General features: G+C 40.4%; 18 protein-coding genes. 8 read left to right on the top strand and 10 right to left on the bottom strand.

The window, feature by feature from the left end; translation table 11 throughout:
- The first annotated feature begins 159 nt into the window (after nucleotides 1-159).
- The 4 genes from EGT34_RS16495 (at nucleotide 160) to EGT34_RS16480 (ending at nucleotide 5198) form a co-directional block, all read left to right on the top strand.
- Nucleotides 160-1836 carry an arylsulfatase gene (locus EGT34_RS16495; protein ID WP_000875349.1) on the top strand — a complete coding sequence of 559 codons (1677 nt, stop codon included), beginning with the start codon at nucleotides 160-162 and terminating at the stop codon, nucleotides 1834-1836.
- On the top strand, nucleotides 1833-2840 hold the full coding sequence (locus EGT34_RS16490; protein ID WP_000769064.1) for a formylglycine-generating enzyme family protein: 1008 nt from the start codon (nucleotides 1833-1835) through the stop codon (nucleotides 2838-2840). Before EGT34_RS16495 ends, EGT34_RS16490 begins: the two co-directional genes overlap by 4 nt.
- Nucleotides 2841-2949: 109 nt before the next feature.
- Nucleotides 2950-3114 carry a hypothetical protein gene (locus EGT34_RS16485; RefSeq protein ID WP_000854552.1) on the top strand — a complete coding sequence of 55 codons (165 nt, stop codon included), beginning with the start codon at nucleotides 2950-2952 and terminating at the stop codon, nucleotides 3112-3114.
- Nucleotides 3115-3650: 536 nt separating this feature from the next.
- On the top strand, nucleotides 3651-5198 hold the full coding sequence (locus EGT34_RS16480; protein WP_000098380.1) for a hypothetical protein: 1548 nt from the start codon (nucleotides 3651-3653) through the stop codon (nucleotides 5196-5198).
- Between the two features lie 43 nt (nucleotides 5199-5241).
- On the opposite strand, the gene EGT34_RS16475 is transcribed toward EGT34_RS16480, so the two are convergent.
- The gene (locus EGT34_RS16475; protein WP_000859905.1) at nucleotides 5242-6576 is read right to left on the bottom strand and encodes a D-serine ammonia-lyase; all 1335 of its coding nucleotides are present in this window, start codon (nucleotides 6574-6576) and stop codon (nucleotides 5242-5244) included.
- 163 nt (nucleotides 6577-6739) lie between these two features.
- Nucleotides 6740-8371 (bottom strand): inorganic phosphate transporter, encoded by a 1632-nt coding sequence (locus EGT34_RS16470; protein ID WP_001087641.1) that lies wholly within the window; start codon nucleotides 8369-8371, stop codon nucleotides 6740-6742.
- Between the two features lie 463 nt (nucleotides 8372-8834).
- Here EGT34_RS16470 and metH point away from each other — a divergent pair, with 463 nt between their 5' ends.
- The gene (gene metH, locus EGT34_RS16465; protein ID WP_000105336.1) at nucleotides 8835-12521 is read left to right on the top strand and encodes a methionine synthase; all 3687 of its coding nucleotides are present in this window, start codon (nucleotides 8835-8837) and stop codon (nucleotides 12519-12521) included.
- Nucleotides 12522-12600: 79 nt separating this feature from the next.
- Here metH and EGT34_RS16460 read toward each other — a convergent pair whose 3' ends face one another.
- The 4 genes from EGT34_RS16460 to EGT34_RS16445 form a co-directional block, all read right to left on the bottom strand.
- The gene (locus tag EGT34_RS16460) at nucleotides 12601-13605 is read right to left on the bottom strand and encodes a transketolase family protein (RefSeq protein WP_000080251.1); all 1005 of its coding nucleotides are present in this window, start codon (nucleotides 13603-13605) and stop codon (nucleotides 12601-12603) included.
- 10 nt (nucleotides 13606-13615) lie between these two features.
- Nucleotides 13616-14461: a transketolase gene (locus EGT34_RS16455; RefSeq protein ID WP_086241969.1), complete on the bottom strand. Its 846-nt coding sequence runs from the start codon at nucleotides 14459-14461 to the stop codon at nucleotides 13616-13618.
- A gap of 19 nt (nucleotides 14462-14480) precedes the next feature.
- Nucleotides 14481-15782 carry an MFS transporter gene (locus tag EGT34_RS16450; RefSeq protein WP_000381876.1) on the bottom strand — a complete coding sequence of 434 codons (1302 nt, stop codon included), beginning with the start codon at nucleotides 15780-15782 and terminating at the stop codon, nucleotides 14481-14483.
- A gap of 75 nt (nucleotides 15783-15857) precedes the next feature.
- The gene (locus EGT34_RS16445; RefSeq protein WP_000926504.1) at nucleotides 15858-16607 is read right to left on the bottom strand and encodes an SDR family NAD(P)-dependent oxidoreductase; all 750 of its coding nucleotides are present in this window, start codon (nucleotides 16605-16607) and stop codon (nucleotides 15858-15860) included.
- A gap of 184 nt (nucleotides 16608-16791) precedes the next feature.
- Between EGT34_RS16445 and EGT34_RS16440 the strand changes: the two genes are divergently transcribed.
- Complete coding sequence (locus tag EGT34_RS16440) at nucleotides 16792-17667, top strand: LysR substrate-binding domain-containing protein (RefSeq protein ID WP_086223974.1); 876 nt, start codon at nucleotides 16792-16794, stop codon at nucleotides 17665-17667.
- An 11-nt stretch (nucleotides 17668-17678) separates the two neighbouring features.
- Here EGT34_RS16440 and EGT34_RS16435 read toward each other — a convergent pair whose 3' ends face one another.
- Nucleotides 17679-18125 (bottom strand): hypothetical protein, encoded by a 447-nt coding sequence (locus EGT34_RS16435; protein ID WP_001016334.1) that lies wholly within the window; start codon nucleotides 18123-18125, stop codon nucleotides 17679-17681.
- 191 nt (nucleotides 18126-18316) lie between these two features.
- On the opposite strand from EGT34_RS16435, the gene EGT34_RS16425 reads away from it, so the two are divergent.
- Nucleotides 18317-19462 carry an aldose epimerase family protein gene (locus EGT34_RS16425; RefSeq protein WP_000731763.1) on the top strand — a complete coding sequence of 382 codons (1146 nt, stop codon included), beginning with the start codon at nucleotides 18317-18319 and terminating at the stop codon, nucleotides 19460-19462.
- Between the two features lie 67 nt (nucleotides 19463-19529).
- Here EGT34_RS16425 and EGT34_RS16420 read toward each other — a convergent pair whose 3' ends face one another.
- Nucleotides 19530-20750, bottom strand: coding sequence for an MFS transporter (locus EGT34_RS16420; RefSeq protein WP_000204249.1), 1221 nt, complete (start codon nucleotides 20748-20750; stop codon nucleotides 19530-19532).
- Nucleotides 20751-20856: 106 nt separating this feature from the next.
- On the opposite strand from EGT34_RS16420, the gene EGT34_RS16415 reads away from it, so the two are divergent.
- Nucleotides 20857-21645 carry an AraC family transcriptional regulator gene (locus EGT34_RS16415; protein ID WP_004748029.1) on the top strand — a complete coding sequence of 263 codons (789 nt, stop codon included), beginning with the start codon at nucleotides 20857-20859 and terminating at the stop codon, nucleotides 21643-21645.
- On the opposite strand, the gene EGT34_RS16410 is transcribed toward EGT34_RS16415, so the two are convergent.
- Nucleotides 21612-22934 carry a glutaminase gene (locus EGT34_RS16410; RefSeq protein ID WP_000856712.1) on the bottom strand — a complete coding sequence of 441 codons (1323 nt, stop codon included), beginning with the start codon at nucleotides 22932-22934 and terminating at the stop codon, nucleotides 21612-21614. The two genes, EGT34_RS16415 and EGT34_RS16410, sit on opposite strands and share 34 nt — an antisense overlap.
- A 178-nt stretch (nucleotides 22935-23112) precedes the next feature.
- Entirely contained in the window at nucleotides 23113-23595 is a 483-nt protein-coding gene (def, locus tag EGT34_RS16405) for a peptide deformylase (protein WP_002132514.1), read from the bottom strand.
- Between the last annotated feature and the right edge of the window lie 233 nt (nucleotides 23596-23828).

Raw genomic sequence — 23828 nt, 5'->3', positions numbered from 1 at the left:
TGAGAAAAGCCCAATATGGGCTTTTCTTTTTTTCTCATTTATTTATCAAGATAAATTCTCAGATATTTTTCTGATTTTCTTTGATCAATTCCTTGTTTTGATTGCAAAAACCATCTGATTAAACTCAAGCACAATTCTTTTAATAATTCAGATGATACAATGAAGTACAAAGCTCTTCTATCTAGTCTTTCCATTGCTTTATTTAGCTTATCTTTAGCTGGATGTAACGATAATGATTCACAAGAAACTGCAGTAAGTACACCAAAGCAGCCGAATATTTTATTCATTATGGCCGATGACTTAGGCTATTCAGATTTAGGAGCTTTTGGTGGCGAAATTCATACCCCAAACATTGATAGTTTAGCGCAAGAAGGCCGAATTTTAACTGACTATCACACTGCACCTACATGCTCGCCTACTCGTTCACAACTCATTTCTGGTACTGATCACCACTTGGCTGGTATAGGTGCTATGGCAGAACTTACCCCGGACCATTTAAAAGGACAGCCTGGCTACGAAGGCTATTTAAATGAACGCTCACTATCGATTGCTCAGGTGCTCAAAGATAATGGTTATCGAACTTATATTAGCGGTAAATGGCATTTGGGATTAACACCTGAAACCAATGCACATGCTAAAGGTTTTGATCATTCATTTACCTTATTACAAGGTTTAGACCACCACTTTAAACAAGCTCCAAGTGCGTTTAAGCGAAATTCAACCTATACCGAAGATGGGAAAATTATTCCTGTTTCAGCATTGCCTGATGACTTTTTCTCGACCAATTATTTTACCGACAAATTGCTGAGCTATTTAGAGTCAGGCAAAAATAGTGGTAAACCATTTTTTGCCTATGCAGCCTACACAGCACCCCACTGGCCTATACAAGCGCCAGCAGAATACCGTGAAAAATATCGTGGCGTTTATGACGTTGGTTACGATGCTATCCGTAACGCTCGTATTGCACGCCAAAAACAGCTTGGAATTATTCCAGTAAACTTTGAGGCTGCAGAACCAATTGCAACTCAAAACGCACCACAAAAATATGGCAAGTGGAATGAGTTAACAGCTGAACAAAAAGCGCTTGAAGCTCGCAAAATGGAAATCTACGCAGGCATGGTAGAAAATCTTGATGCCAATGTAGGCAGAATTATTCAATATCTCAAACAAAATAATCTTTACGACAACACTTTAATTTTCTTTGTTTCTGATAATGGCGCAGAAGGTTTTGTTCGCGGAAGCTATGGTAGTGAATCAGGCTTTGATAATTCTGTAGCAAATGTAGGTACCCCTACTTCTTATCATTACATTGGTCCACGTTGGGCCGAGGTCAGTGCAGCACCTTTCCATTTATGGAAAGATACAGCTGGTGAAGGTGCAACTACCGCTCCTGCTATTGTGAAATTACCAAACCAAAAGAAAGCTGAAGAAACCAATCATAGCTTTGCATCGGTACTCGACGTTTTTCCAACATTATTAGATTATGCTCATATTCCAGTACCTCAAGGGCAATATAAAGGCCGAACCATTAATACGCCAAGCGGTTATTCTTGGAAGTCTGTACTTGAAAATAAATCACAAACGATACACCCTGCCAATTTCAGTTTTGCCGATGAATTGCATGGTAGTAAATATGCAAAACAGGGTGAATGGAAAATCGCACTTCAAGGTCGCCCTGAATTAGAAACAGGTTCTTGGGAGCTCTATAACATTGCCACTGATCGTGGAGAAAATCACAATGTCGCGCAGCTTTACCCTGCAAAAGTTCAAGAGCTATTAGCGGTTTATCAAAAATACACTGAACAAAATGGCGTACAGGAATATAACGCCAAATGAAATTGAAACTGGTTTTAAGTACTACAATCAGCCTGTTGTTCATCACAGGCTGTAGCAAGTCTGAACATAACGCTGACACTAAAACGGTTTTACCAAAGCATGCCATTCAATCGGCTGCTTTGGGTTCCATTGAACAGTGTAAGAGCTATACCGGACTTCCTACAGGCTGGCTTAAAAATACAACCGCAGGCATGGTATTCATTCCAGATGGGCATTTTAATTTTGGTTCTGAAAAAGCTTATCCAGATGAACTTAACTTTGGAAAAAAACAACGGGAAGTTAAAGGTTTCTGGATTGATCAAACTGAAGTCACTGTTGCTCAGTTCGCGAGTTTTGTGAAGGCAACTGGTTATATCACCGATGCTGAAAAACAAAAACAAGCTGCTGTTTTTTCTCCAGACCCACATCATCCTCAGCAATGGTGGCAACTTAAGACAGGATATACATGGAAAACACCAAACGGCAAAAATGGTGCTCTTCCTAATCCTCATGAACCTGTACGCTACGTGACTAAGAATGATGCTGAACATTATGCAGTTTGGCTAGGACGTGATTTACCCACAGAACTTGAATGGGAATATGCCGCTAAAGCAAACTCACCAACTGATACTCCTTTACATCAAGCACCTACCGATGAGCACCAGCACCCACAAGCGAATTACTGGCAAGGTGCATTTCCTTTTGAAAATCTGAACCAAGATCATTTTACTGGTATTGCTCCTGTCGGATGTTTTAAACCTAACGGTTTTAAACTATTCGATATGATTGGAAATGTTTGGGAGTGGACATCATCTCCTTATCAAGGTGCGCATGACCAGCACATGGGTAATTATTCTGCTTTAAGACAACAAGAAATGAGCAGTACTCAATATGTGATTAAAGGTGGATCGTTTTTATGTGCTGAAAATTACTGCTCACGTTATCGTAATAGTAGCCGCTATCCCCAAGATTTTGATTTAGCCGCTACCCATGTGGGTTTTAGAACGATTTTACGCTCTCCTTAATTTCTTCTTAATTTAGCTGCTAAAAGATATTTTTTAACCAAAAACTGATCGAAATATAATCAAAACATTTCTATAGTAAAAGGGAGAATGATAAAAAAGCGAGAACAACATGAAAACTTTACTTCTTTGTGCCGCAGCAATTTTCACAATGTCATTATCAGCCTGTGCAGTACATACACCTGAGGGTAGTATTGTGATTGATCCTGACTCTCCGTATTACGGACACCCAGGAGGTTTTTGCCCACCTGGACAGGCGAAAAAAGGACGTTGTTAGAAGTACTCTTTTAAAGTCATTAGATAGAGACTTCTATTAAATGATGAACTGAATACCGAAATGGAGGGTTCCAGCCCAAAATTAGATGGGATGAAACTAGAAAATTATGGTGTAAAAAATCACCATATCCCCAAGATTTTTAAAAGACAATCTTACGTTGTCTTCTATCTAGTTTCACCCCAATTCTTTCTTATTTCGTTTGACTTTTCTGATCATTTAATAAAAAAGTCTAGTTTTTACTCATCGTTGTATCTTTTTATTGATACATTTTGATCATTTTACCTTCAGGTCAAACCTGATGAATTCGCTCTATACAAAATAACTATTTATGTAACGTAAGTCTATAAAAATGTTCTAAAAATGTGAAAAAAAATGAAGGTAAAATGCGATGTAATTATCATAAAAAATGACTCATCTTATATTCATCACAAAAATATTGAATTTTATTTTGGCAGTTATTGCCACACGTTTCTTTTCGTTGGCATAGATAATGTATACACCTGTATATTAACCTTATCGTACAAGCGAGATATTTTATGTCCAGCCAGAGTTCAGCCGAAGGTCTACAATTTCCGATTCACGCCTCGATAAAAAAGCAAAGCACGTCTCTTACAGGCCAAGAGATTTTGTCAGAAGCTTTATCTATTGTAGATAATAAAACTGCTCAACAGATTTTGGCTGAAAAAAATTGGCGAAAAAATTATCCTATTTACTTTAAGGCACTTGTTAAGCACGGAATTACTAACAGCAATAATCCAATTACCATTGCAAAACAGGGATTGCATAAGGCTCATCATCTTTTTGATTATTACCGCGATGGTAAACACTATCTTTTAAAAGATGCTCTACACATCCCCACTTCTACTCCTTTAAATACAGTAAGATTTAAAGGCGAAAGTGAAGCTGCACCAGAATGGTATGTTCCATATAAAGGCCAAAAACTGAGCGGGCAAAGCTTACTTGACCAAATTCAAAAATGGGAAAATGCAGGTATTATTGAACCAAGCCATGCTACGGCTTTACGTGAAGCTGCTGCTCATCCTGAATGGTTTGATTTATCTGACCGTACGATGGTGTTATTTGGTGCAGCCTCAGAAGCAGGACCATTACCTTGGCTAGCAAAATGGAAAGCGAATATTGTTGCAATAGATTTACCAAACCCACGAGTTTGGGGGAAAATTCTAAATACAATCCAGCAAGGAAACGCAACGCTTATTGCACCAAGTATTGAAAAAATTGACTCGTCGGCAAAAGCTTCAGCATTGAGAGATAAATTGGGTGCCAATTTATTAACGCAAATACCAGAAATTGCCCAGTGGTTAGTTCAATTTCCTCAAAAATTAGACTTGGCTGCTATTGCTTATTTAGACGGAGAAAAACATGTCCGTGTTTCTATGGCAATGGACAGTATTATGCAATATGTGAGTGAACATAAACCTGATACCAGCTTAATGTTTATGTGCACACCAACCGATGTTTATGCAGTACCAAAAGAAGTTGCAGAAGCTGCTCAAGAGAAATTTAAATCTCGTTCACAACTACAAAAAATGGCTGTGAAAGGTGTTTCTACACTCTCACTCAAACGTTTTTTCCAAGCACCTTATCAAGATTTGATTACTAGCGAAAATGGCAAAACTTATGGTATTGCAGACTGTTTGGTAGTTGAACAAGGGCCAAACTACGCTTTGGCAAAACGTATTCAACAATGGCGTGCGACACTTGCCCGTCATCAAGGTCAACGTGTAAGTATTAATATTGCACCATCTACCACAACTCATTCGGTCACAAAGAATCCGCTCCTTAAAGCTGCTTTTAATGGCGCAGAACTTTTTGATGTAGAAGCATTTAGTCCAGAAACCACGAATGCGATTATGGCGGCGTTATGGATTCATGACTTAAGAAATGATTCTTCTGTCGCAAACCCTGAAACCGTACTCGACCATCCTCTAGAGTTGATGATGGAGGGGGCTAACCATGGCGGTTTATGGCGTGTGGCTTATTTGGCACGTACAGCTCTTCCTTTTGCAGCCATCTATGGCTTTGCAGCCGAGAAACTTCCATTTAGGAAATTTTCTAAAAAATAATGAAGTTGAAAGCCCAATTTTAGAATTGGGCTTTTTTGTGCAATTAATTGCTTTGGCTATGCGTTAAATACTTCTGCATTTCATCAGGTGGAACCATTCCTCCTCCTGTCGCCCATACCACATGTGTCGCATGTTGTAACTTTTCAGCTGACAATTGATGCAAAGCCAAATAATCAGGAGTAGTTTGCACATAATATGGCCCCATCATGCCTGCCGCTGCCGAGGGCTCAACTTGAATATTTTCAGTTTGATTTAAAAGCGCAATGAGTTCATATAAACATTCATCATGAATGGTGTAGTAACCGTCAATTAACTGCTGCATAGCACGTCCGACAAAACCAGAAGCACGGCCAACAGCTAACCCATCTGCCGCAGTGAAGTTATCTAAACCAATGTCATTTACTGAAATCTGATCATGTAGGCCTGTATAAACACCAAGTAACATACACGGAGAATGGGTAGGCTCTGCAAATATACAATGTACATGCTCACCAAAAGCAAGTTTTAACCCAAAGCTCACCCCACCAGGACCGCCCCCTACTCCGCATGGCAAATATACAAATAAGGGGTGATCTGCATCGACTTTAATTTGCTTTTGTTCAAACTGTTGTTTTAAACGCAAACCTGCAACTGCATAACCTAAAAATAAAGTAGTCGAATTCTCATCATCAATAAAAAAACAAAATGGGTCCTGTTCGGCTGCCTTACGTCCTTCTTCTACAGCAACTCCGTAATCACTGGCATATTCCACCACATTTACACCAAGTGAACGTAGCTTATCTTTCTTCCATTGTCTTGCATCGGCAGACATATGTACGGACACTCTAAACCCAAGCTTCGCGCTCATAATACCGATTGATAAACCAAGGTTACCGGTAGAACCTACTGCAATTTGATATTTGGAAAAAAATGTTCGGAATGAGTCTTGGTCTAATTTACTGTAATCATCTTCTAGCTTGAGAAGCCCTACCTCAATGGCTAATTTTTCAGCATGGGCCAATACTTCATAAATACCACCACGTGCCTTGATTGAACCCGAAATAGGTAAATGGCTATCTTTTTTCAGCCAAAGTTTCCCTGTAAGTGTCTTATGCTTTTGTAGCGATAGACCTTGTTGCATCTCCGTAATTTCTACTAGCGCTGATTCAATTTTTCCATGCTGGGCTTGAGTTTCAGGGAAGACTTTTGCCAAATAAGGTGCGAAACGCGCTAGCCTTGCTTCTGCTTCTTTTACATCCTGTTCTGTAAGACCCACTTTCGCTAATGCTTCATTTAAAGGATAACGGTGAGGATTAAACCAAAATGTTTCTTGATAGTCTTGTAATGTTTGAATGAGTGGAAATTGTTGTTTTAATTGGTCGAGTTGAACCGTTTTCATCTTATATCCTTTCATAAAAATTTTAAGCTAAACCGTTTACTACAGGTGTTCTAGATAGCCATTAACTTATTAGTGAATTTACCTTAAAAAAAGATTTTTTTTGAAATATAGAAATAAAAAAAGCCACTGATACTAGTGGCTTTTTTTTATTCAAACAGACAGCTTATACAAACTGTAAGAACAACCAGTATAGACCACCAGACAAACAGATGGTTGCAGGAAGTGTAAATACCCATGCAGAGAGAATTGTTTTTACAGTATTGAAATTCAGGCCTGATTTATTGGCAACCATAGTACCTGCAACAGCACTATTTAAAACGTGTGTTGTTGAAACCGGCATACCTAAACCATCTGCTGCAGCAATTGTACTCATTGCAACAAGTTCAGCAGACATCCCTTGACCATAAGTCATGTGATGCTTACCAATACGCTCACCGACAGTTACCACAATACGTTTCCAGCCAACCATAGTACCAAGTCCAAGCGCTAATGCGACTGCCACTTTCACCCAGTTTGGAATGTATTGTAAGAATGAATCCAAGCTACTACGATAATCTTTCACAAGCTTTTTCTGTGAGTCATCCATTTTTGGTAAAGCATCTGCCTTATCCAAACGCTTAAACGTCGTTGTGCTCAAATACATGTCATTACGGATTTCGCTAATTGCAGCTTCTGGAATATCTTTTAAGTTGCTATAGCTAGAAACACGCTCACCTAAATGGTCAGTCATGCTTGCCAATGCAGGCACAACTTCAGGCGTTTGTTGCTTGGTTTGAATGTATTTAGTTAAAACCGCACGCGCTTTTTCGTCAGTCAATTCTGGTTGATTTTGGTTTAACAAAACCGCAGTTTGAGAAGAAAGCTGATGGAATGATTGAACCTGCTGTGTATCGAGGTTTTTATTTAATGAATAAGCTAATGGCACTAAACCAACCAAAATCAGCATGATAAGACCCATACCTTTTTGTCCATCATTAGAACCATGTGCAAAACTCACACCTGTACAGGTAAAGATAAGAATTGCACGAATGATTGCTGGTGGTGGCTTATTCCCTTCAGGTGGCTGGAATAATTCTAATTGGCGTTTGAAAATAGTTTTAACCAACAAGAATACAATTGCCGCAAAAGCAAAACCAATTAAAGGAGAAAATAATAATGCCTTACCTACTTTAATCACCTGATCCATATCAACACCACTGGTTGTTACGCCAGTCGATGCACTCAACAGATGATTCATAATACCCACACCTAAGATTGAACCAATCAAGGTATGAGAGCTAGAAGCAGGAATTCCCAAGAACCAAGTACCAAGATTCCAAAGAATTGCAGCGATCAACAATGCAAAAACCATTGCAAAGCCAGCACCACTGCCCATGTTCATAATAAGTTCAACTGGAAGCAATGCAATAATGCCATACGCAACAGCACCACTTGCGACCATTACCCCAAGGAAATTACAAAAACCTGCCCACATGACTGCAACCGGTGCAGGCAAAGCATTTGTATAAATAACCGTTGCAACTGCATTAGCAGTGTCATGGAAACCGTTTACAAATTCAAAGCCTAGTGCAATCAAGAGTGCAGTAGATAAAAGAATAACTGAATAAAGGCTTAAAGGTGGAACATGCGCTAAATCAGCACTGACCTGAAACCCAATATAAATAAGTGTTGCAATAATAATCGTCAGAAACACCGGCATAAAAAACTTAGGTGTCGGGACATGTACATTCGTCGATTTTGCTTGCAGGTTTGCCGCAAGTTTTGAATCCGAAACAGGGGGTAGATTAGAATTCATGCAGACGGTAAGAGGATAATAAAATCCTCTGTATTCTTAAATTAAATTATGACAATTATATGACAAAGAGGCGCCTGATGAAGTCAATTTTTTATATTTTGACCTCATTTGATGCACCTTTCCCCGACTATTTTTATTTTTTTATTAAAATACAATAATTTAAACCATTAATTATGAACTCCTTTTGTGCTTATTTTTACAGCAAAAAAATAAATAAAATGACCCATATGTCTATTTTTCATACAAAGTAACTGTAACATTTCGGCATATTGAGCATGAAATATTTCAATATCATGATCATTTGATGAATATTTCATGAAAATTCTTTTGTTTTTGACATAAAGCGATCTCTTTTTTTAACTTTTTAGTCAGCTACACCTGACCTTCGTAGATCATCATTTGTGCTGCTATTCTGTTACAATAGCGCCGCATTTTTAAATTCATATAAAGATCGGGGTTTTCTATGTCTACGCTTGCCACCCTAAAAGCGCTTCTTGCTAAACGCATTCTGATTATTGATGGTGCAATGGGAACCATGATCCAGCGCCATAAATTGGAAGAAGCTGACTATCGTGGTGAGCGTTTTGCTGATTGGGCACATGACTTAAAAGGTAACAATGACCTTTTGGTTTTAACACAGCCTCAAATCATTCAAGGTATTCATGAAGCCTACCTCGATGCTGGTGCAGATATTATTGAAACCAACAGCTTTAATGGCACACGTGTTTCAATGTCTGACTACCACATGGAAGATCTTGTTCCAGAGATTAACCGTGAAGCAGCACGTTTAGCCAAAGCAGCTTGCGAAAAGTATTCAACGCCAGACAAGCCACGTTTTGTGGCAGGTGTACTAGGGCCAACATCTCGTACATGTTCAATCTCTCCAGATGTGAACAACCCTGCTTTTCGTAACATTAGCTTTGATGAACTAAAAGAAAATTATATTGAAGCGACTCATGCACTAATTGAAGGTGGTGCAGACATTATCCTGATTGAAACCGTATTTGATACTTTAAACTGTAAAGCAGCGATTTTTGCAGTCAAAGAAGTATTCAAACAAATTGGTCGCGAATTACCAATTATGATTTCAGGGACCATTACCGATGCATCAGGCCGTACTTTAACAGGTCAGACAGCGGAAGCTTTCTGGAATTCGGTTCGTCATGGCGATTTGCTTTCAATCGGTTTTAACTGTGCCCTTGGTGCAGATGCCATGCGCCCTCACGTAAAAACTATTTCCGATGTCGCAGATACCTTTGTTTCAGCGCACCCAAATGCAGGCTTACCAAACGCATTTGGTGAATATGACGAAACTCCAGAGCAAACTGCAGCTTTCTTAAAAGAGTTTGCTGAAAGCGGTTTGATTAACATTACTGGTGGTTGCTGTGGTACGACACCAGACCATATTCGAGCTATTGCCAATGCGGTAAAAGACATTGCGCCTCGCCAAGTGCCTGAAACCGTACCTGTTTGTCGCTTAAGTGGTTTAGAACCATTTAATATTTATGATGATTCATTGTTTGTAAATGTTGGTGAACGTACTAACGTTACCGGTTCTAAAAAATTCTTACGTCTCATTCGTGAAGAGAACTTTGCCGAAGCTTTAGAAGTTGCACAGCAACAGGTTGAAGCTGGCGCACAGATTATTGACATTAACATGGATGAAGGGATGCTCGATTCGCAAAATGCGATGGTGCATTTCTTAAACCTTGTAGCATCCGAACCTGACATTTCACGTGTACCGATCATGATTGACTCATCGAAATGGGAAATCATTGAAGCCGGCTTAAAATGCGTACAAGGTAAACCGGTTGTTAACTCAATTTCCTTAAAAGAAGGTTATGACGAGTTCGTCGAAAAAGCCCGCCTCTGCCGTCAATATGGTGCTGCAATTATTGTGATGGCCTTTGACGAAGTAGGTCAGGCCGACACTGCTGAACGTAAACGTGAAATCTGTAAGCGCTCTTACGACATTTTAGTAAACGAAGTAGGCTTCCCTGCTGAAGATATTATTTTTGACCCGAACGTATTTGCGGTTGCAACTGGTATTGAAGAACACAACAACTACGCAGTCGATTTTATTGAAGCAACGGGCTGGATTAAACAGAACTTACCGCATGCCATGATTTCTGGTGGTGTATCTAACGTTTCGTTCTCATTCCGTGGTAATGAGCCAGTTCGTGAAGCCATTCACTCTGTATTCTTGTACCATGCCATCAAACAAGGCATGACCATGGGTATTGTGAACGCAGGTCAAATGGCTATTTATGATGATATTCCTACCGAGCTAAAAGAAGCGGTTGAAGATGTCATTTTAAACCAGAATCAAGGTGAGTCTGGTCAGGCTGCGACTGAAAAATTACTTGAAGTTGCAGAAAAATACCGTGGACAAGGTGGTGCAACAAAAGAAGCCGAGAACCTTGAATGGCGTAATGAGTCAGTTGAAAAACGTCTTGAATATGCCTTGGTTAAAGGTATTACGACTTATATTGACCAAGACACCGAAGAAGCCCGCTTAAAATCAAAACGTCCTTTAGATGTAATTGAAGGGCCACTGATGGACGGCATGAATGTGGTCGGTGACTTGTTCGGTTCAGGCAAAATGTTCTTGCCACAAGTTGTAAAATCTGCCCGAGTCATGAAACAAGCAGTGGCATGGCTCAACCCGTACATCGAAGCTGAAAAGACCGAAGGACAGTCTAAAGGTAAAGTCCTAATGGCAACGGTTAAAGGTGACGTACACGATATTGGTAAAAATATTGTAGGCGTAGTACTTGGCTGTAATGGCTATGACATTGTTGACCTTGGCGTAATGGTCCCTTGCGAGAAAATCTTGCAAACTGCGATTGATGAAAAATGTGACATCATCGGATTGTCTGGTCTGATCACCCCATCTTTAGATGAAATGGTATTTGTTGCTAAAGAAATGCAGCGTAAAGGTTTTAATATTCCTTTATTGATTGGTGGTGCAACCACTTCTAAAGCACACACAGCAGTAAAAATTGACCCTCAGTATCAAAACGATGCGGTAATTTATGTTGCCGATGCTTCACGTGCTGTTGGTGTAGCGACAACCTTGCTTTCGAAAGAAATGCGTGGTGCATTTATTGAAGAGCATCGTGCTGAATATGCCAAAATTCGTGAGCGTTTAGCCAACAAACAACCAAAAGCGGCCAAACTGACTTATAAAGAGTCGGTTGAAAATGGTTTTAAAATTGATGAAAGCTATGTGCCACCAAAACCAAATCTTTTAGGAACACAAGTTTTAAAGAATTATCCGCTTGCAACACTCGTGGATTATTTTGACTGGACGCCATTCTTTATTTCTTGGAGTTTAACTGGCAAATTCCCGAAAATTTTAGAAGATGAAGTGGTCGGCGAAGCAGCAACTGACTTGTACAACCAAGCACAAGCGATGTTGAAAGATATTATCGACAACAATCGTTTTGATGCTCGTGCTGTATTTGGTATGTTCCCTGCTCAGCGTACAGATGCAGATACCGTCAGCGTATTTGATGAAGCTGGTCAAAATGTTACGCATACTTTTGAGCACTTACGTCAGCAATCTGACAAAGTGACAGGTAAACCGAACTTGTCTTTGGCAGATTACATTCGTAATGACCGTGAGCAGCAAGACTACTTAGGCGGATTCACTGTATCGATTTTTGGTGCAGAAGAATTGGCAAATGAATACAAAGCCAAAGGTGATGACTACTCTGCAATTTTAGTGCAGTCATTAGCTGACCGTTTTGCCGAAGCTTTTGCCGAACACTTACATGAACGTATTCGTAAAGAGTTCTGGGGTTATAAAGCTGATGAACAGCTCAGCAATGAAGAGCTGATTAAAGAGAAATATGTCGGTATTCGCCCTGCACCAGGTTATCCTGCTTGCCCTGAGCACTCTGAAAAAGCAGTGTTGTTCGACTGGTTAGGCTCTACCGACAAAATTGGTACTAAACTGACTGAGCACTTTGCAATGATGCCGCCATCTTCGGTAAGCGGTTTCTATTATTCTCATCCACAAAGTGAATATTTTAACGTGGGTAAAATCTCTCAAGACCAACTTGAAGATTATGCAAAACGTAAAGGTTGGACACTGGATGAAGCGAAGCGTTGGTTAGCTCCGAATTTAGATGACTCGATTGTTTAGGTTTTTAAATAACCCTGTTTAAAAATAGGGCGTGAAGGAATTTCCATTACGCCCTTTTCAATTTGAAAGTTTAATCTTTCTACTTCAAATGTGACTTAATCTTCTCTTTAACTGCTTCAGTTGAAATACCATATCGATCATGCAAAGTGGGTAATGCCCCTGCATCTAAAAATGCATCTGGCAAACCAATCATGTCAAAACGAGGATGTTGACCATTTCTTAGAAGTAGTGAGCCGACAGCTTCACCTAAACCACCAATCACTGAATGATTTTCGGCAGTTAAAACAGGCCGGCCACCTTTTGCGACTTCATCCAAAATAGTTTGTTCATCTAGAGGCTTAATAGTCGGTACATGTAGCACTGAAACCTCAATGCCCTCTTTTTCAAGTTCTTCAGCTGCCTCAAGCGCACGCATGGTCAATAAACCAGTCGAAATAATGAGTAAGTCTTTACCGGGTTTAATCACCTGTGCCTTACCCAATTTAAACTGGTAATTGTATTTATCGAGCACTAACGGAACTTGTCCACGCAATAAACGCATGTATACAGGGCCATTATGCGCAGCAATCTGAGGAATCGCCTGTTCGATTTCCAAGGCATCACATGGATCGATAACCATCAAGTTCGGCATAGCACGGAAAATTGCAATATCATCTGTCGCTTGATGACTTGGGCCGTAGCCCGTGGTTAACCCTGGAAGTGCCGCCACAATTTTGACATTCAGATTATCTTCCGCAATTGCCATACAAATAAAGTCATAGGCACGACGTGATGCAAATACGGCATAGGTGGTCGCAAAAGGAACAAATCCTTCACGAGCAAGTCCTGCTGCTGCACTCATCAAAAGTTGTTCTGCCATGCCCATTTGGAAAAACTTGTCTGGGTTTTCTTTGGCAAAAATATGTAGATCAGTATATTTTGATAAATCTGCTGATAAACCTACGATATTGTCACGCTCTTTTGCTAAGGCATTGAGTGCATGTCCAAATGGAGCTGGTTTGGTCGGTTGGCCCTCGGCAGCAATAGAAGCAATCATTGCCGAAGTGGTTAGTTTTTTCTTAGGGGGATTGGCTAACTGGCTCATGGCGTATTCCTTACTGTCCGTAGTGGGTCAAAATATTTAAAGCGTCGTCCCATTCATGTTCATCAACACGAATGAAGTGTGTTTTTTCGCGGCTTTCCAAGAACGACACGCCTTTACCCATTTTGGTGTCACAAATAATGACTCTTGGGCATGCTCCCTGATGGTTTCGTGCCTGATCGAATGCCTCAAGCAGAGCTTCCATGTTGTTGCCATCTACACGTTGGGTATACCAACCAAATGACTGCCAACGATCAACAATTGGCTCAAACGCTAAAATTTCGCTTGAGTGCCCATCCGCCTGCTGATTATTCACATCAATAATGGCAATCAGGTTATCTAGTTTCCAATGCGAAGCAGACATCACGGCTTCCCATGTTGAGCCTTCATTTAGCTCTCCATCGGACAGTAAGTTATAGACAAAAGCATCCGACTTTTTCTGTTTTAGCCCTAGACATGCACCGACTGCAATTCCAAGACCATGACCCAATGAGCCACCTGTAATTTCCATACCCGGTGTGTAAGAAGCCATACCCGACATCGGTAGACGACTGTCATCTGCACCGTAGGTTTCAAGCTCTTCAAGCGGGATAATTTTTGCTTCAATTAAGGCTGCATAGAGTGCAATTGCATAGTGCCCAATAGAAAGATAAAAACGGTCACGCCCTTCCCATTCGGGGTTTTCTGGCTGATATTTCATGGCATGGAAATAAGATACTGCCAGTAGATCTGCTGCACCCAAAGCTTGCCCAACATAGCCTTGGCCTTGTACTTGCCCCATACGTAAAGCATGCTGGCGAATGTGGTAGGCACGTTGTTGCAACTCGGCAATTTGGCCTGCTTTATCAACATTTAACATTGTCATTTACTATTCCTTATTAACGATTGACCAGTTTTGCCGGAACACGCAGAACCAGACTGGCACCGAAAATTAATACTGCTGTGATTAAGAACATGCCGATTGCATTTGAACCAGTGTTAGTAGTAATCCAACCAATTAAATACGGCGAGCAAAATCCGGCAAGGTTGGCAAAGCTATTCACTGCTGCAATACCTGCCGCTGCGGAAACACCACCCAAAAAGTTGGTCGGTAACATCCAGAATAAAGAGGATGCCGTCAGCACACCTGAGGCTGCAATGCAAAGGCAAATTAAAGAGAGCGTTAGATTTGAAGCGAATAAGGTCGCAAATGTGAGTGCTATAGCGCCTGCACACATGGGGATAATTAAGTGCCAGCGGCGTTCTTGAAAATGGTCACCACTACGTCCTGCCAAAATCATGACTACAATGGCACACATATAAGGCAAGCTTGTGAGCAAACCGATATGCCAGTTATCACTAATGCCAGAGTTACGAATAAGAGTTGGTAGCCAAAATGTAATGGCGTATTGGCCCATCACGACACAAAAGTAAATACCTGCCAGTAGCCATAAGCGTTTATCCGCGATGAACTCTTTGACGCTTGCATGGCCTTCTTTGTGCTGGTTATCTTGAGCAAGCTCTTGCTTCACCAAATTTTTTTCGTCTTGGGTTAACCAGTTAGCGTCTTGAACTGAATCTTTTAAAACAGCGAGTACCAATAGGCCAACAAGTACGGTAGGAATGGCCTCAATTACAAACATCCACTGCCAGCCAAACCAGCCATGTACGCCGCTCATTCGGTCCATGATTAAGCCTGAAAGTGGGCCACCAATCATTCCTGAAATTGGAATCGCGATAAACCAAAGTACGGTCATGCGTGCGCGGCGGTAAGATGGGAACCAGTAAGTGAGGTAGAGCAACAAACCCGGAGCTAGTCCAGCTTCGGCGACACCCAATAAAAAACGTAAGGTGTAAAATTGCCATTCAGTTTGAACAAAAGCAAAACAGCCTGACAAAATGCCCCATGTGATCATGATTCGGGCAATCCAACGCCGTGCACCTACTTTATGAAGCACAATATTACTTGGTACTTCACAGAGAAAGTAACCAATAAAGAAAATCCCTGCGCCTAACCCATATACAGCTTCACTAAACTGTAAATCGCTCATCATTTGGAGCTTGGCAAAACCCACATTTACCCGATCTAAATAGGCACAAAAATAACAAAGCATTAAAAATGGCATGAGCCGAAATGCAATTTTTCGATACGCCGATTTACGAACCGTTGTATCTACTTCAGATGAAAATACTGTATCCATCATGCGAATCCCTTTACATTTGGCCACAGTATCCTCTTGTGACCATCATTCTATTTTTATTTAAATGGTGAGCGTTTAATGAATCAGCATGCCACCATTTACATCGAGTGTTACACCAGTCAAATAAGCTGACAGGTCACTTGCCAAAAATAGTGCTACATTTGCAACGTCTTGTGCTTTACCTAAACGGCCAAGCGGAATACCAGCCAGAATGTCGTGACGACGGTCATCATTCATTAAACCGCCAGTAATATCAGTCTGGATTAGACCTGGAGTAAGAGAATTTACACGAATCTGGTCACCACCAAACTCACGAGCCATCGCTTTTGCCAGACCTAACACGCCTGCTTTAGCAGCGCTATAGTGTGGCCCGCCAAAAATACCACCGCCGCGTTGTGCTGAAACTGAAGATAGGCACACAATGCTTCCACCACCGTTTGCTTTCATAGATGGAATAACCGCTTGCGACATAATCAGTGTTCCGCGCAGGCTGACATCTAAAACACGGTCATAGTCATTGCGTTGAATATCAAGTGTTTTGATAGGCTGAGTAATGCCCGCATTGTTAATTAAAATATCAATCTTTCCATAGTGCTGTAGTGCTTGTTCAACAGCAGCTTTGACCTGCTCTTCATTTGCAACATTGGCAGCAAGACCCATATGTCCTTCGCCAAGCGCCTTTGCAGCGTTTTGGCTTTGAGCAAGATCTAAATCAACAATAATGACTTTGGCACCTTGTTGTGCAAAGATTTCTGCGGTTGCTCGCCCAATTCCACGTTCTGATGCTGCACCCGTAATTAATGCCACTTTTCCTTGTAGTAACATGTTGAATCCTCTTTTACGCTTTATTTCCTGAGTTCTGACTTAGAATCCCTTTTTTCACAAAGCCCAGCAATCATGTCGAATTCAACAAGACATGAAAAAAATTCATGCCTATGCTATTTTTAAATAATTTTTAGGGATAAAAACGGATCATTTCATGGATAGTAGTGAAAACAATTTCAACCAAATGCCCTCAATTAAAACATTACAGGCTTTTGAACAAACCGCTCGTTTCGGCAATGTTGCCAAGGCAGCCGAGCATTTGAATCTCACGCCTTCAGCAGTGAGTCACCAAATTGCTAAGCTTGAAGAAATGATTGGGCAGAGTTTATTTATTCGTGGTGCACGTGGTGTGACGCTTACTCCTTCTGGCGAACGCTATTTTCAAGATGTCACCACCATTTTGCATAACCTGATGTTAGCCACTGAAAAAGCTGCCGATAAAAGCCCTAAAGACAGTTTATATATTCATTCATCCCCAAGTTTTGGTTTGCTTTGGTTGCTCCCTCGCCTCGAGTCATTTAAAGAAAAGTTCCCCATGATTCAAGTCAACTTGTCATGTTCTTATGAAAATTTGCACTTTACCCGCGATAAGATCGACATTGATATTCGTCATGGTTTACCCAACTGGACAGGGGTAGAAATCAGAACGATTCGGAATGAAAAACTAGAAGTGCTTGCATCTCCTAAGCTACTGGAACGTAGTCCGGTTCATAAACCTCAAGATTTATTAAAGAAAGAACTAATTTTATCGCGTTCAACTTTAGTTACTTGGCCCCAATGGTTTGCCCATCAGGGTTTAAGCATTCCTGAGTTTCCCTACACTTTGAGTTTTGACCGCTCTTATATGTCACTTGAGGCGGCCACACACGGGCTAGGTTTTGTTTTAGAAAGTAATTTGCTTACCCAAAATTATTTAGAATCTGGAAAATTAGTTAGAGTTTTTGCAGATGAACTATCGATTCCTATCTCGGCTCATCATTTGGTATATCCACGAACCCACCAATTTATTCCTAAAATTGAGCTGTTTTTAAACTGGATTCATGATGAATTGGCAGGCTGAGAAATCATTTCTTAAAGGATCTGAATTTCCTCAACTCGTAAGTGATGCATCATCTCTCGAATAAATACAAAGTAGGTAAAAATATAAAGCTGATTTGGATCCACTTGGTTTGTGTAGTAACTCAAACGTTCAATAAAATCATTAAATCCATGCTCAAGCTCAGTACGGCTGATTTGCTTTTTAGCACTAAAAAATAACTCACTCAGTTGTGCCATGGTGGTATCAGCCGTAACGGCTATACCATTTATATTGAGATTTCTGAGTGGCTGCGACTCTATGATTTCTTCAATAAAATAAATCATCTTTTCAATCGCAAGCTCATCAATAACACTATTGCTAATACTTTTTGAATTAATAAAACCTAAGCCCTGCTCAAGGTGAATGTGCTGGCTGTCTACATCAAACGAGAGACTACTTAGACCAAGTGAAAATTTTAAAATTGAATTAGGATGATTCATAAAAATAGCTTACTGCTGAAGTTTGCTAATAAAATTAATTTGTTTATAACCCTAAATGGTATCGACTGTTCACTACTCAGCATTAACTGATCGATTATTATTAACACTATATATAATAAAAACCTCTTTAAAAAGATGAAAAATCAATCTTATATTCATCCAGTCTTACTATTACAAAATAGAGTATAAGCATGAAAAAATTAGCAATTTTAGGTGTTACGGTTTATAGCTTTGCACAACTGGCAAATGCAGCAACGTTAAATGTAAAACCATATGGTACGACTCAAAATGGCCAAAAAGTTGATCTATACACCATGAGTAATAACAATGGAGTCTCGGTATCTTTTATTAGTTTTGGTGGTGTAATTACACAAATCTTGACTCCCGATGCCCAAGGCAAACAAAATAATATTGTTTTGGGCTTTGATGACCTAAAAGGCTATGAAGTCACTGATACCAAGGAAGGTATTCATTTTGGCGGATTAATTGGTCGTTATGCGAACCGGATTGGTAATGCTAAATTTAGCTTAGATGGGAAAACGTATAATCTTGAAAAAAATAATGGCCCGAACTCATTACATAGCGGCAATCCTGGTTTTGATAAACGTGTTTGGCAAGTTAAACCCCTCATTTCTAAAGGTGAAACCGTTAAAGCGTCTCTGAAGTTAACCAGTTCAAATGGTGATCAAGGTTTTCCCGGAAAATTAGATGTGGAAGTGATCTACAGTCTTTCAGATCAAAATGAATTCAAGATTGAATATAAAGCCAAAACTGATCAGCCTACAGTCGTCAACCTCACCAACCACAGCTATTTCAACTTATCAGGCGCTGGGAACAATCCTTATGGCGTGCTAGATCATGTGGTACAACTCAATGCAGACCGTATATTGGTAACCGATCAAAACTCTTTACCAACAGGTGAAATTGCTTCAGTTGCAGGAACACCTTTTGATTTTCGGATGCCTAAGGCGATTGTGAAAGATATTCGAGCGAATAATCAGCAATTGGCCTATGGATATGGCTATGACCAAACTTGGGTAATTAATCAAAAGTCTCAAGGGAAACTCAATCTTGCGGCTGTTGTAGTTGATCCAAAATCTAAACGAACAATGCAGGTTTTAACCACTGAACCAAGTGTCCAAATGTATACAGCCAATCATTTATTAGGAAATATTGTTGGCGCAAATGGTGTGCTCTATCGACAAGCAGACGCGCTAGCATTAGAAACACAGCATTTTCCAGACAGCCCGAATCAACCGGCTTTCCCGTCTACACGTTTAAACCCAAATCAAACTTATAACAGTGTTACCGTATTTAAGTTTGGTGTTCAAAAATAGTCTTTCTAATGAGGCTATGTTCATATTAAAAAGACTCTCAGCTGAATATGGCTGAGAGTCTTTTCATTTATTTAACTTTTGTGTTTGGTAAAAGTGCTGTTGCAAAACCAAGTAATGGCAACAATGAACATAAACCAAATACCCATTCAATCCCGTTAATATCCGCTAAATGCCCTAGCCCCGCTGCGGCAATACCACTTACCCCAAACATAAGGCCAAACATTAAACCTGCAATCATGCCTACACGGCCCGGAACAGCTTCTTGTGCATAAACCACCATCGCTGCAAAAGCAGATGACAACACCAAACCTGCAATAATTGAGAAAACCGTTGTCCAAAATAAGTTTGCATACGGCATCATTAATGCAAACGGCGCCATGCCAACAAATGAAACCCAGATCACAGCTTTACGGCCGATCTTATCGCCAATTGGGCCACCCGCAAATGTACCTACAGCCACAGCTGCCAAAAAAGCAAATAAGTGTAATTGAGCTGTTTGAATACTAATATGGAACTTTTGAATTAAATAAAAAGTAAAATAGTTACTAATGCTGGCAATGTAAGTAAATTTAGCAAACATCAACACACTAATTGTGCCCAAGGCGATAATGAGCTTACGGCCATGCAATTTGGTATGTGCTTGCGTAGCACGTGTAACCACCTGACTTTTAGCATGGTTTACTGTCCAGCGGCTTACACCGAATAAAACCCAAATCGCTAAAAGTGCAAATATCACCAAGCCCGCAACTGCATGCTGCCCAAATGGAACAATTAATAATGCTGCTAATAATGGACCAATGGCAGTACCTGTATTTCCGCCCACTTGGAAAGTCGACTGAGCTGTACCGAAGCGCCCACCCGATGCCATACGCGCCACACGCGAAGCTTCTGGATGAAAGGTGGCAGACCCTACCCCAATCAGTGCAGATGCACATAACAACACGGCAAAACTTGGCGAAAAGGCTAACAAGATAATGCCGCAGAATGTGACGACCATTCCAAGTGGGAGAAGATACGGTTTTGGATGTTTATCGGTATAAAGTCCAATCCAAGGCTGTAGCAGCGAACCTGTAATTTGATATACAAACGAAATCAGGCCAACCTCCGCAAAACTCAGCGAAAAGTTTGCTTTTAGCATTGGATAGATAGCTGGTAGCACTGCCTGAATTAAATCATTCAGTAAATGTGCAACCGCCACGGCGCCTACAATTTTAATAATCATTCCTTGAGGCTGATCATTTGCAACGGTATTGGCAATACCATCTTTCAATTGTATTGAAGACGTCATACCTGAAAAACTCCAATATTTTTAAATGAGATGTTTATTGTAAATTGTCGCTTATAAAGTTATCTTCCAATAATCATCGTATAAGTGACAATTTTTAGGATAGTTTATGTCCGATTCTCTTATTCAGTCCGATTTGTCTGAACTGGTAATTGGACTCTCTTCCGAACATTCTTACCGAGAAATCACGCCTACTCATACACATACGCGTGCTCAGTTTTTATATGCGTCCACTGGCAACATTCAGGTGTTTACACCTAATCATGTGTGGATTGTGCCGCCCATGTGTGCGTTATGGATTCCGGCAAATGTAGAGCACAGTGTGATTTCACTGAGTCACGTGAAGTTAAATACGGCATTGGTTGAAGTAAATGCAGCCGCACTAATGGGACAACATTGTTTTATTATTCGGGTAAGCAATCTGTTGCATGAACTTTTAATACGTTTAAATGAAATTGAACGAGAGGAAACGCCAAATACAGCAACCTCTCAAGAGCTTTCCCGTTCTTTACAAATTTTGATCTTTGAAGAAATACATCGGGCCAATTTATTACCCATCCAGATACCTTGGCCAAAAGACAAAAGACTCTTAAAAATTTGCCAAGAGTTATTACATACTCCTAACCATTCAAGAGATTTAACAGATTGGGCTGATGATATTGGCACGAGTTCTAGAACTTTAATGCGTATGTTCCAGAAAGAAACGGGGCTATCTTATCGGGCATGGGTACAGCAAATGCATATTGCACTTGCCTTGAGTAAAATTGCGAATGGTGAATCTATTGCTCAAATTTCAGAGTCACTGGGGTATACCAACCCCAGCGCGTTCAGTGCGATGTTTAAGCGACATCTAGGTAAAACACCTCAGCAGTTTAGAAGTGCTGCGATGTCGCTATAAGTCTTTTTTTTTGCAGGGATCTCATGCTTTTCAAGCAAATCATCGAAATCATGATAAACATGAAGTTCTCGATCTTTAGCTGTTCTTGCATGATCTAATCGTTGCTCAGGATCGACTAAAACAAGAGTATGGCCATCATCAATCAGACGATCTACACCTTCTAAGAACATACGTTTACCCACATCGTGGATAAGTGAAATCTGGGTTAAATCAATCACGATTGTGCTTTGGTCAGTGGTCTCGTCTTGTAAAATACGCAACAACATTTCAGCTTCGGTAAATTTCAATACCCCTCGAAGCACATACACACTTAACGATGCATCTTTTCCTGTACGGTAATGACTTTGTACAATCGTTTGTGCAGAAGGCGTACCTTCCATGAGATGTAATCCCATGTCACGAGATAATCGCTCTAAAATATCGATTCCTCGAACGCTATGACCGTGCTCATCTAGTCGAGGTGAAAAAGCAGCAATACTAACTTGTCCCGGCAGCACACCCAAAATACCGCCTGCTACACCACTTTTAGCAGGAATACCGACAGTTGAAAGCCAGTCACCCGCGGCATCATACATACCACAGCTCATCATGACACTGAGTACTTGCCTAACTACAGATCGGTTCAGTAATCGTTTTCCAGTTTTAGGGTCGACCCCGCCGTTGGCAAGTACACTGCCCATACGTACCAAATCTTTAACTGTAACCATGATCGCACATTGACGAATGTAACCATTCACAATATCGACTGGGTCAGTTTCTAAAATTCCCACCGTTCGCAACATATAACCGATCGAAAGATTACGGTAGGCGGTTTTGACTTCCGAATCATAAACAGACTCATCAAAACTTAATTCGCGACCAGCAAGCTCGCTCATAAAACGGCGTAGAATTTCTGCACTATGCAAACCATGTTTGACCTGAATCAAGGAATGTACAGTAATTGCGCCAGAGTTAATCATCGGGTTTTTTGGACGACCATCTTTACCCAAGGAGATTTCATTGAAGGCTTCCCCCGAAGGCTCTACCCCTACTTTCGCAAGAACTGCATCAATGCCAAGTTGTTGTAAAACGTAAGCATACACAAAAGGTTTAGAAATCGATTGTATGGTGAATTCAACATCATCATCGCCGACCGAATAAATTTCACCATCTACCGTAGACATTGCTAGAGCTAATCGATTTGGGTTTGCATTGGCCAACTCAGGAATATAATCGGCGAGATGACCGCTGTTATCGATGTCACAGGCTTCTATAACATTTGCCAAATAATCTGGGAGAGGGGTTTTCATGGTCAGTAACCTTAAATGAGGAGATTTACAACATCGCGCAAAATTTCAGCACAACCTGCTGATAATATTAAAATTATATCTTTTGTAATGAGTTAAAAATCACGATATAAATATTTTAATTCTGTTCTCTTATTTATTTCAAGCTCATTATAGGTTTTTCAAAACTTTAAACTGAAGATTAGCTTATTCTTTCTACAAACAAGATTCCATTTAAATGATCGACCTCGTGTTGAACAATACGAGCAGGAAAACCGTGAAAAATTGTTTCAACTGCTTCACCCTGAAGTGTTAAGTATTTCACCTTAACCATTTCTGCACGTTCAACTTGTCCACGCTCATCCGGTACACTTAAGCAGCCTTCTTCGCCCAAACACGTTTCACTCGAAAATTCTAAAATTTCTGGATTTACCATGACCACAGCATTCATTTCAGGCGCATCCGGATAGCGTGGATTTGGTCGAGAAGCCACAATAATAACGCGTTTAGAGATATAAACTTGCGGTGCAGCAATCCCCACTCCATTACGCTCAAGCATTGTCGCATGCATAGCATCAGCAAGCTGATAAAGCCAATTACTGTTTAACTCATTTGCCGAAACAGGAGCCGCAATTAGTTTTAAAATATCTTCACCACGCTTCGCGACAGATAAAACCACACTCATCCTTTGAATCTCTTATTAAACTGGCTATGACAAGTTTTATTGTGTCGCTGAACGCCCCAAAAGAAAAGTCATTCCTACATCTGTTTTTGTTTTATCTAAAGCGTTTTTTGTTTTAAAGCTTTTTGATCTGTGTAAGTCCAATCAGCGTTGCCCTATAGAACAAATTTCCTCCATTTACTTTTATTTCACTTTTCCATTAATATCCAAACTTCAATTACAACAATTAAGTAAAA

The sequence above is a fragment of the Acinetobacter sp. FDAARGOS_558 genome (assembly GCF_003937785.1).
In the GTDB taxonomy this organism is placed as follows: domain Bacteria; phylum Pseudomonadota; class Gammaproteobacteria; order Pseudomonadales; family Moraxellaceae; genus Acinetobacter; species Acinetobacter baumannii.
The sequence above is the reverse complement of the archived record's forward strand: the minus strand, read 5'-3'. Positions and strand labels throughout refer to the sequence as shown.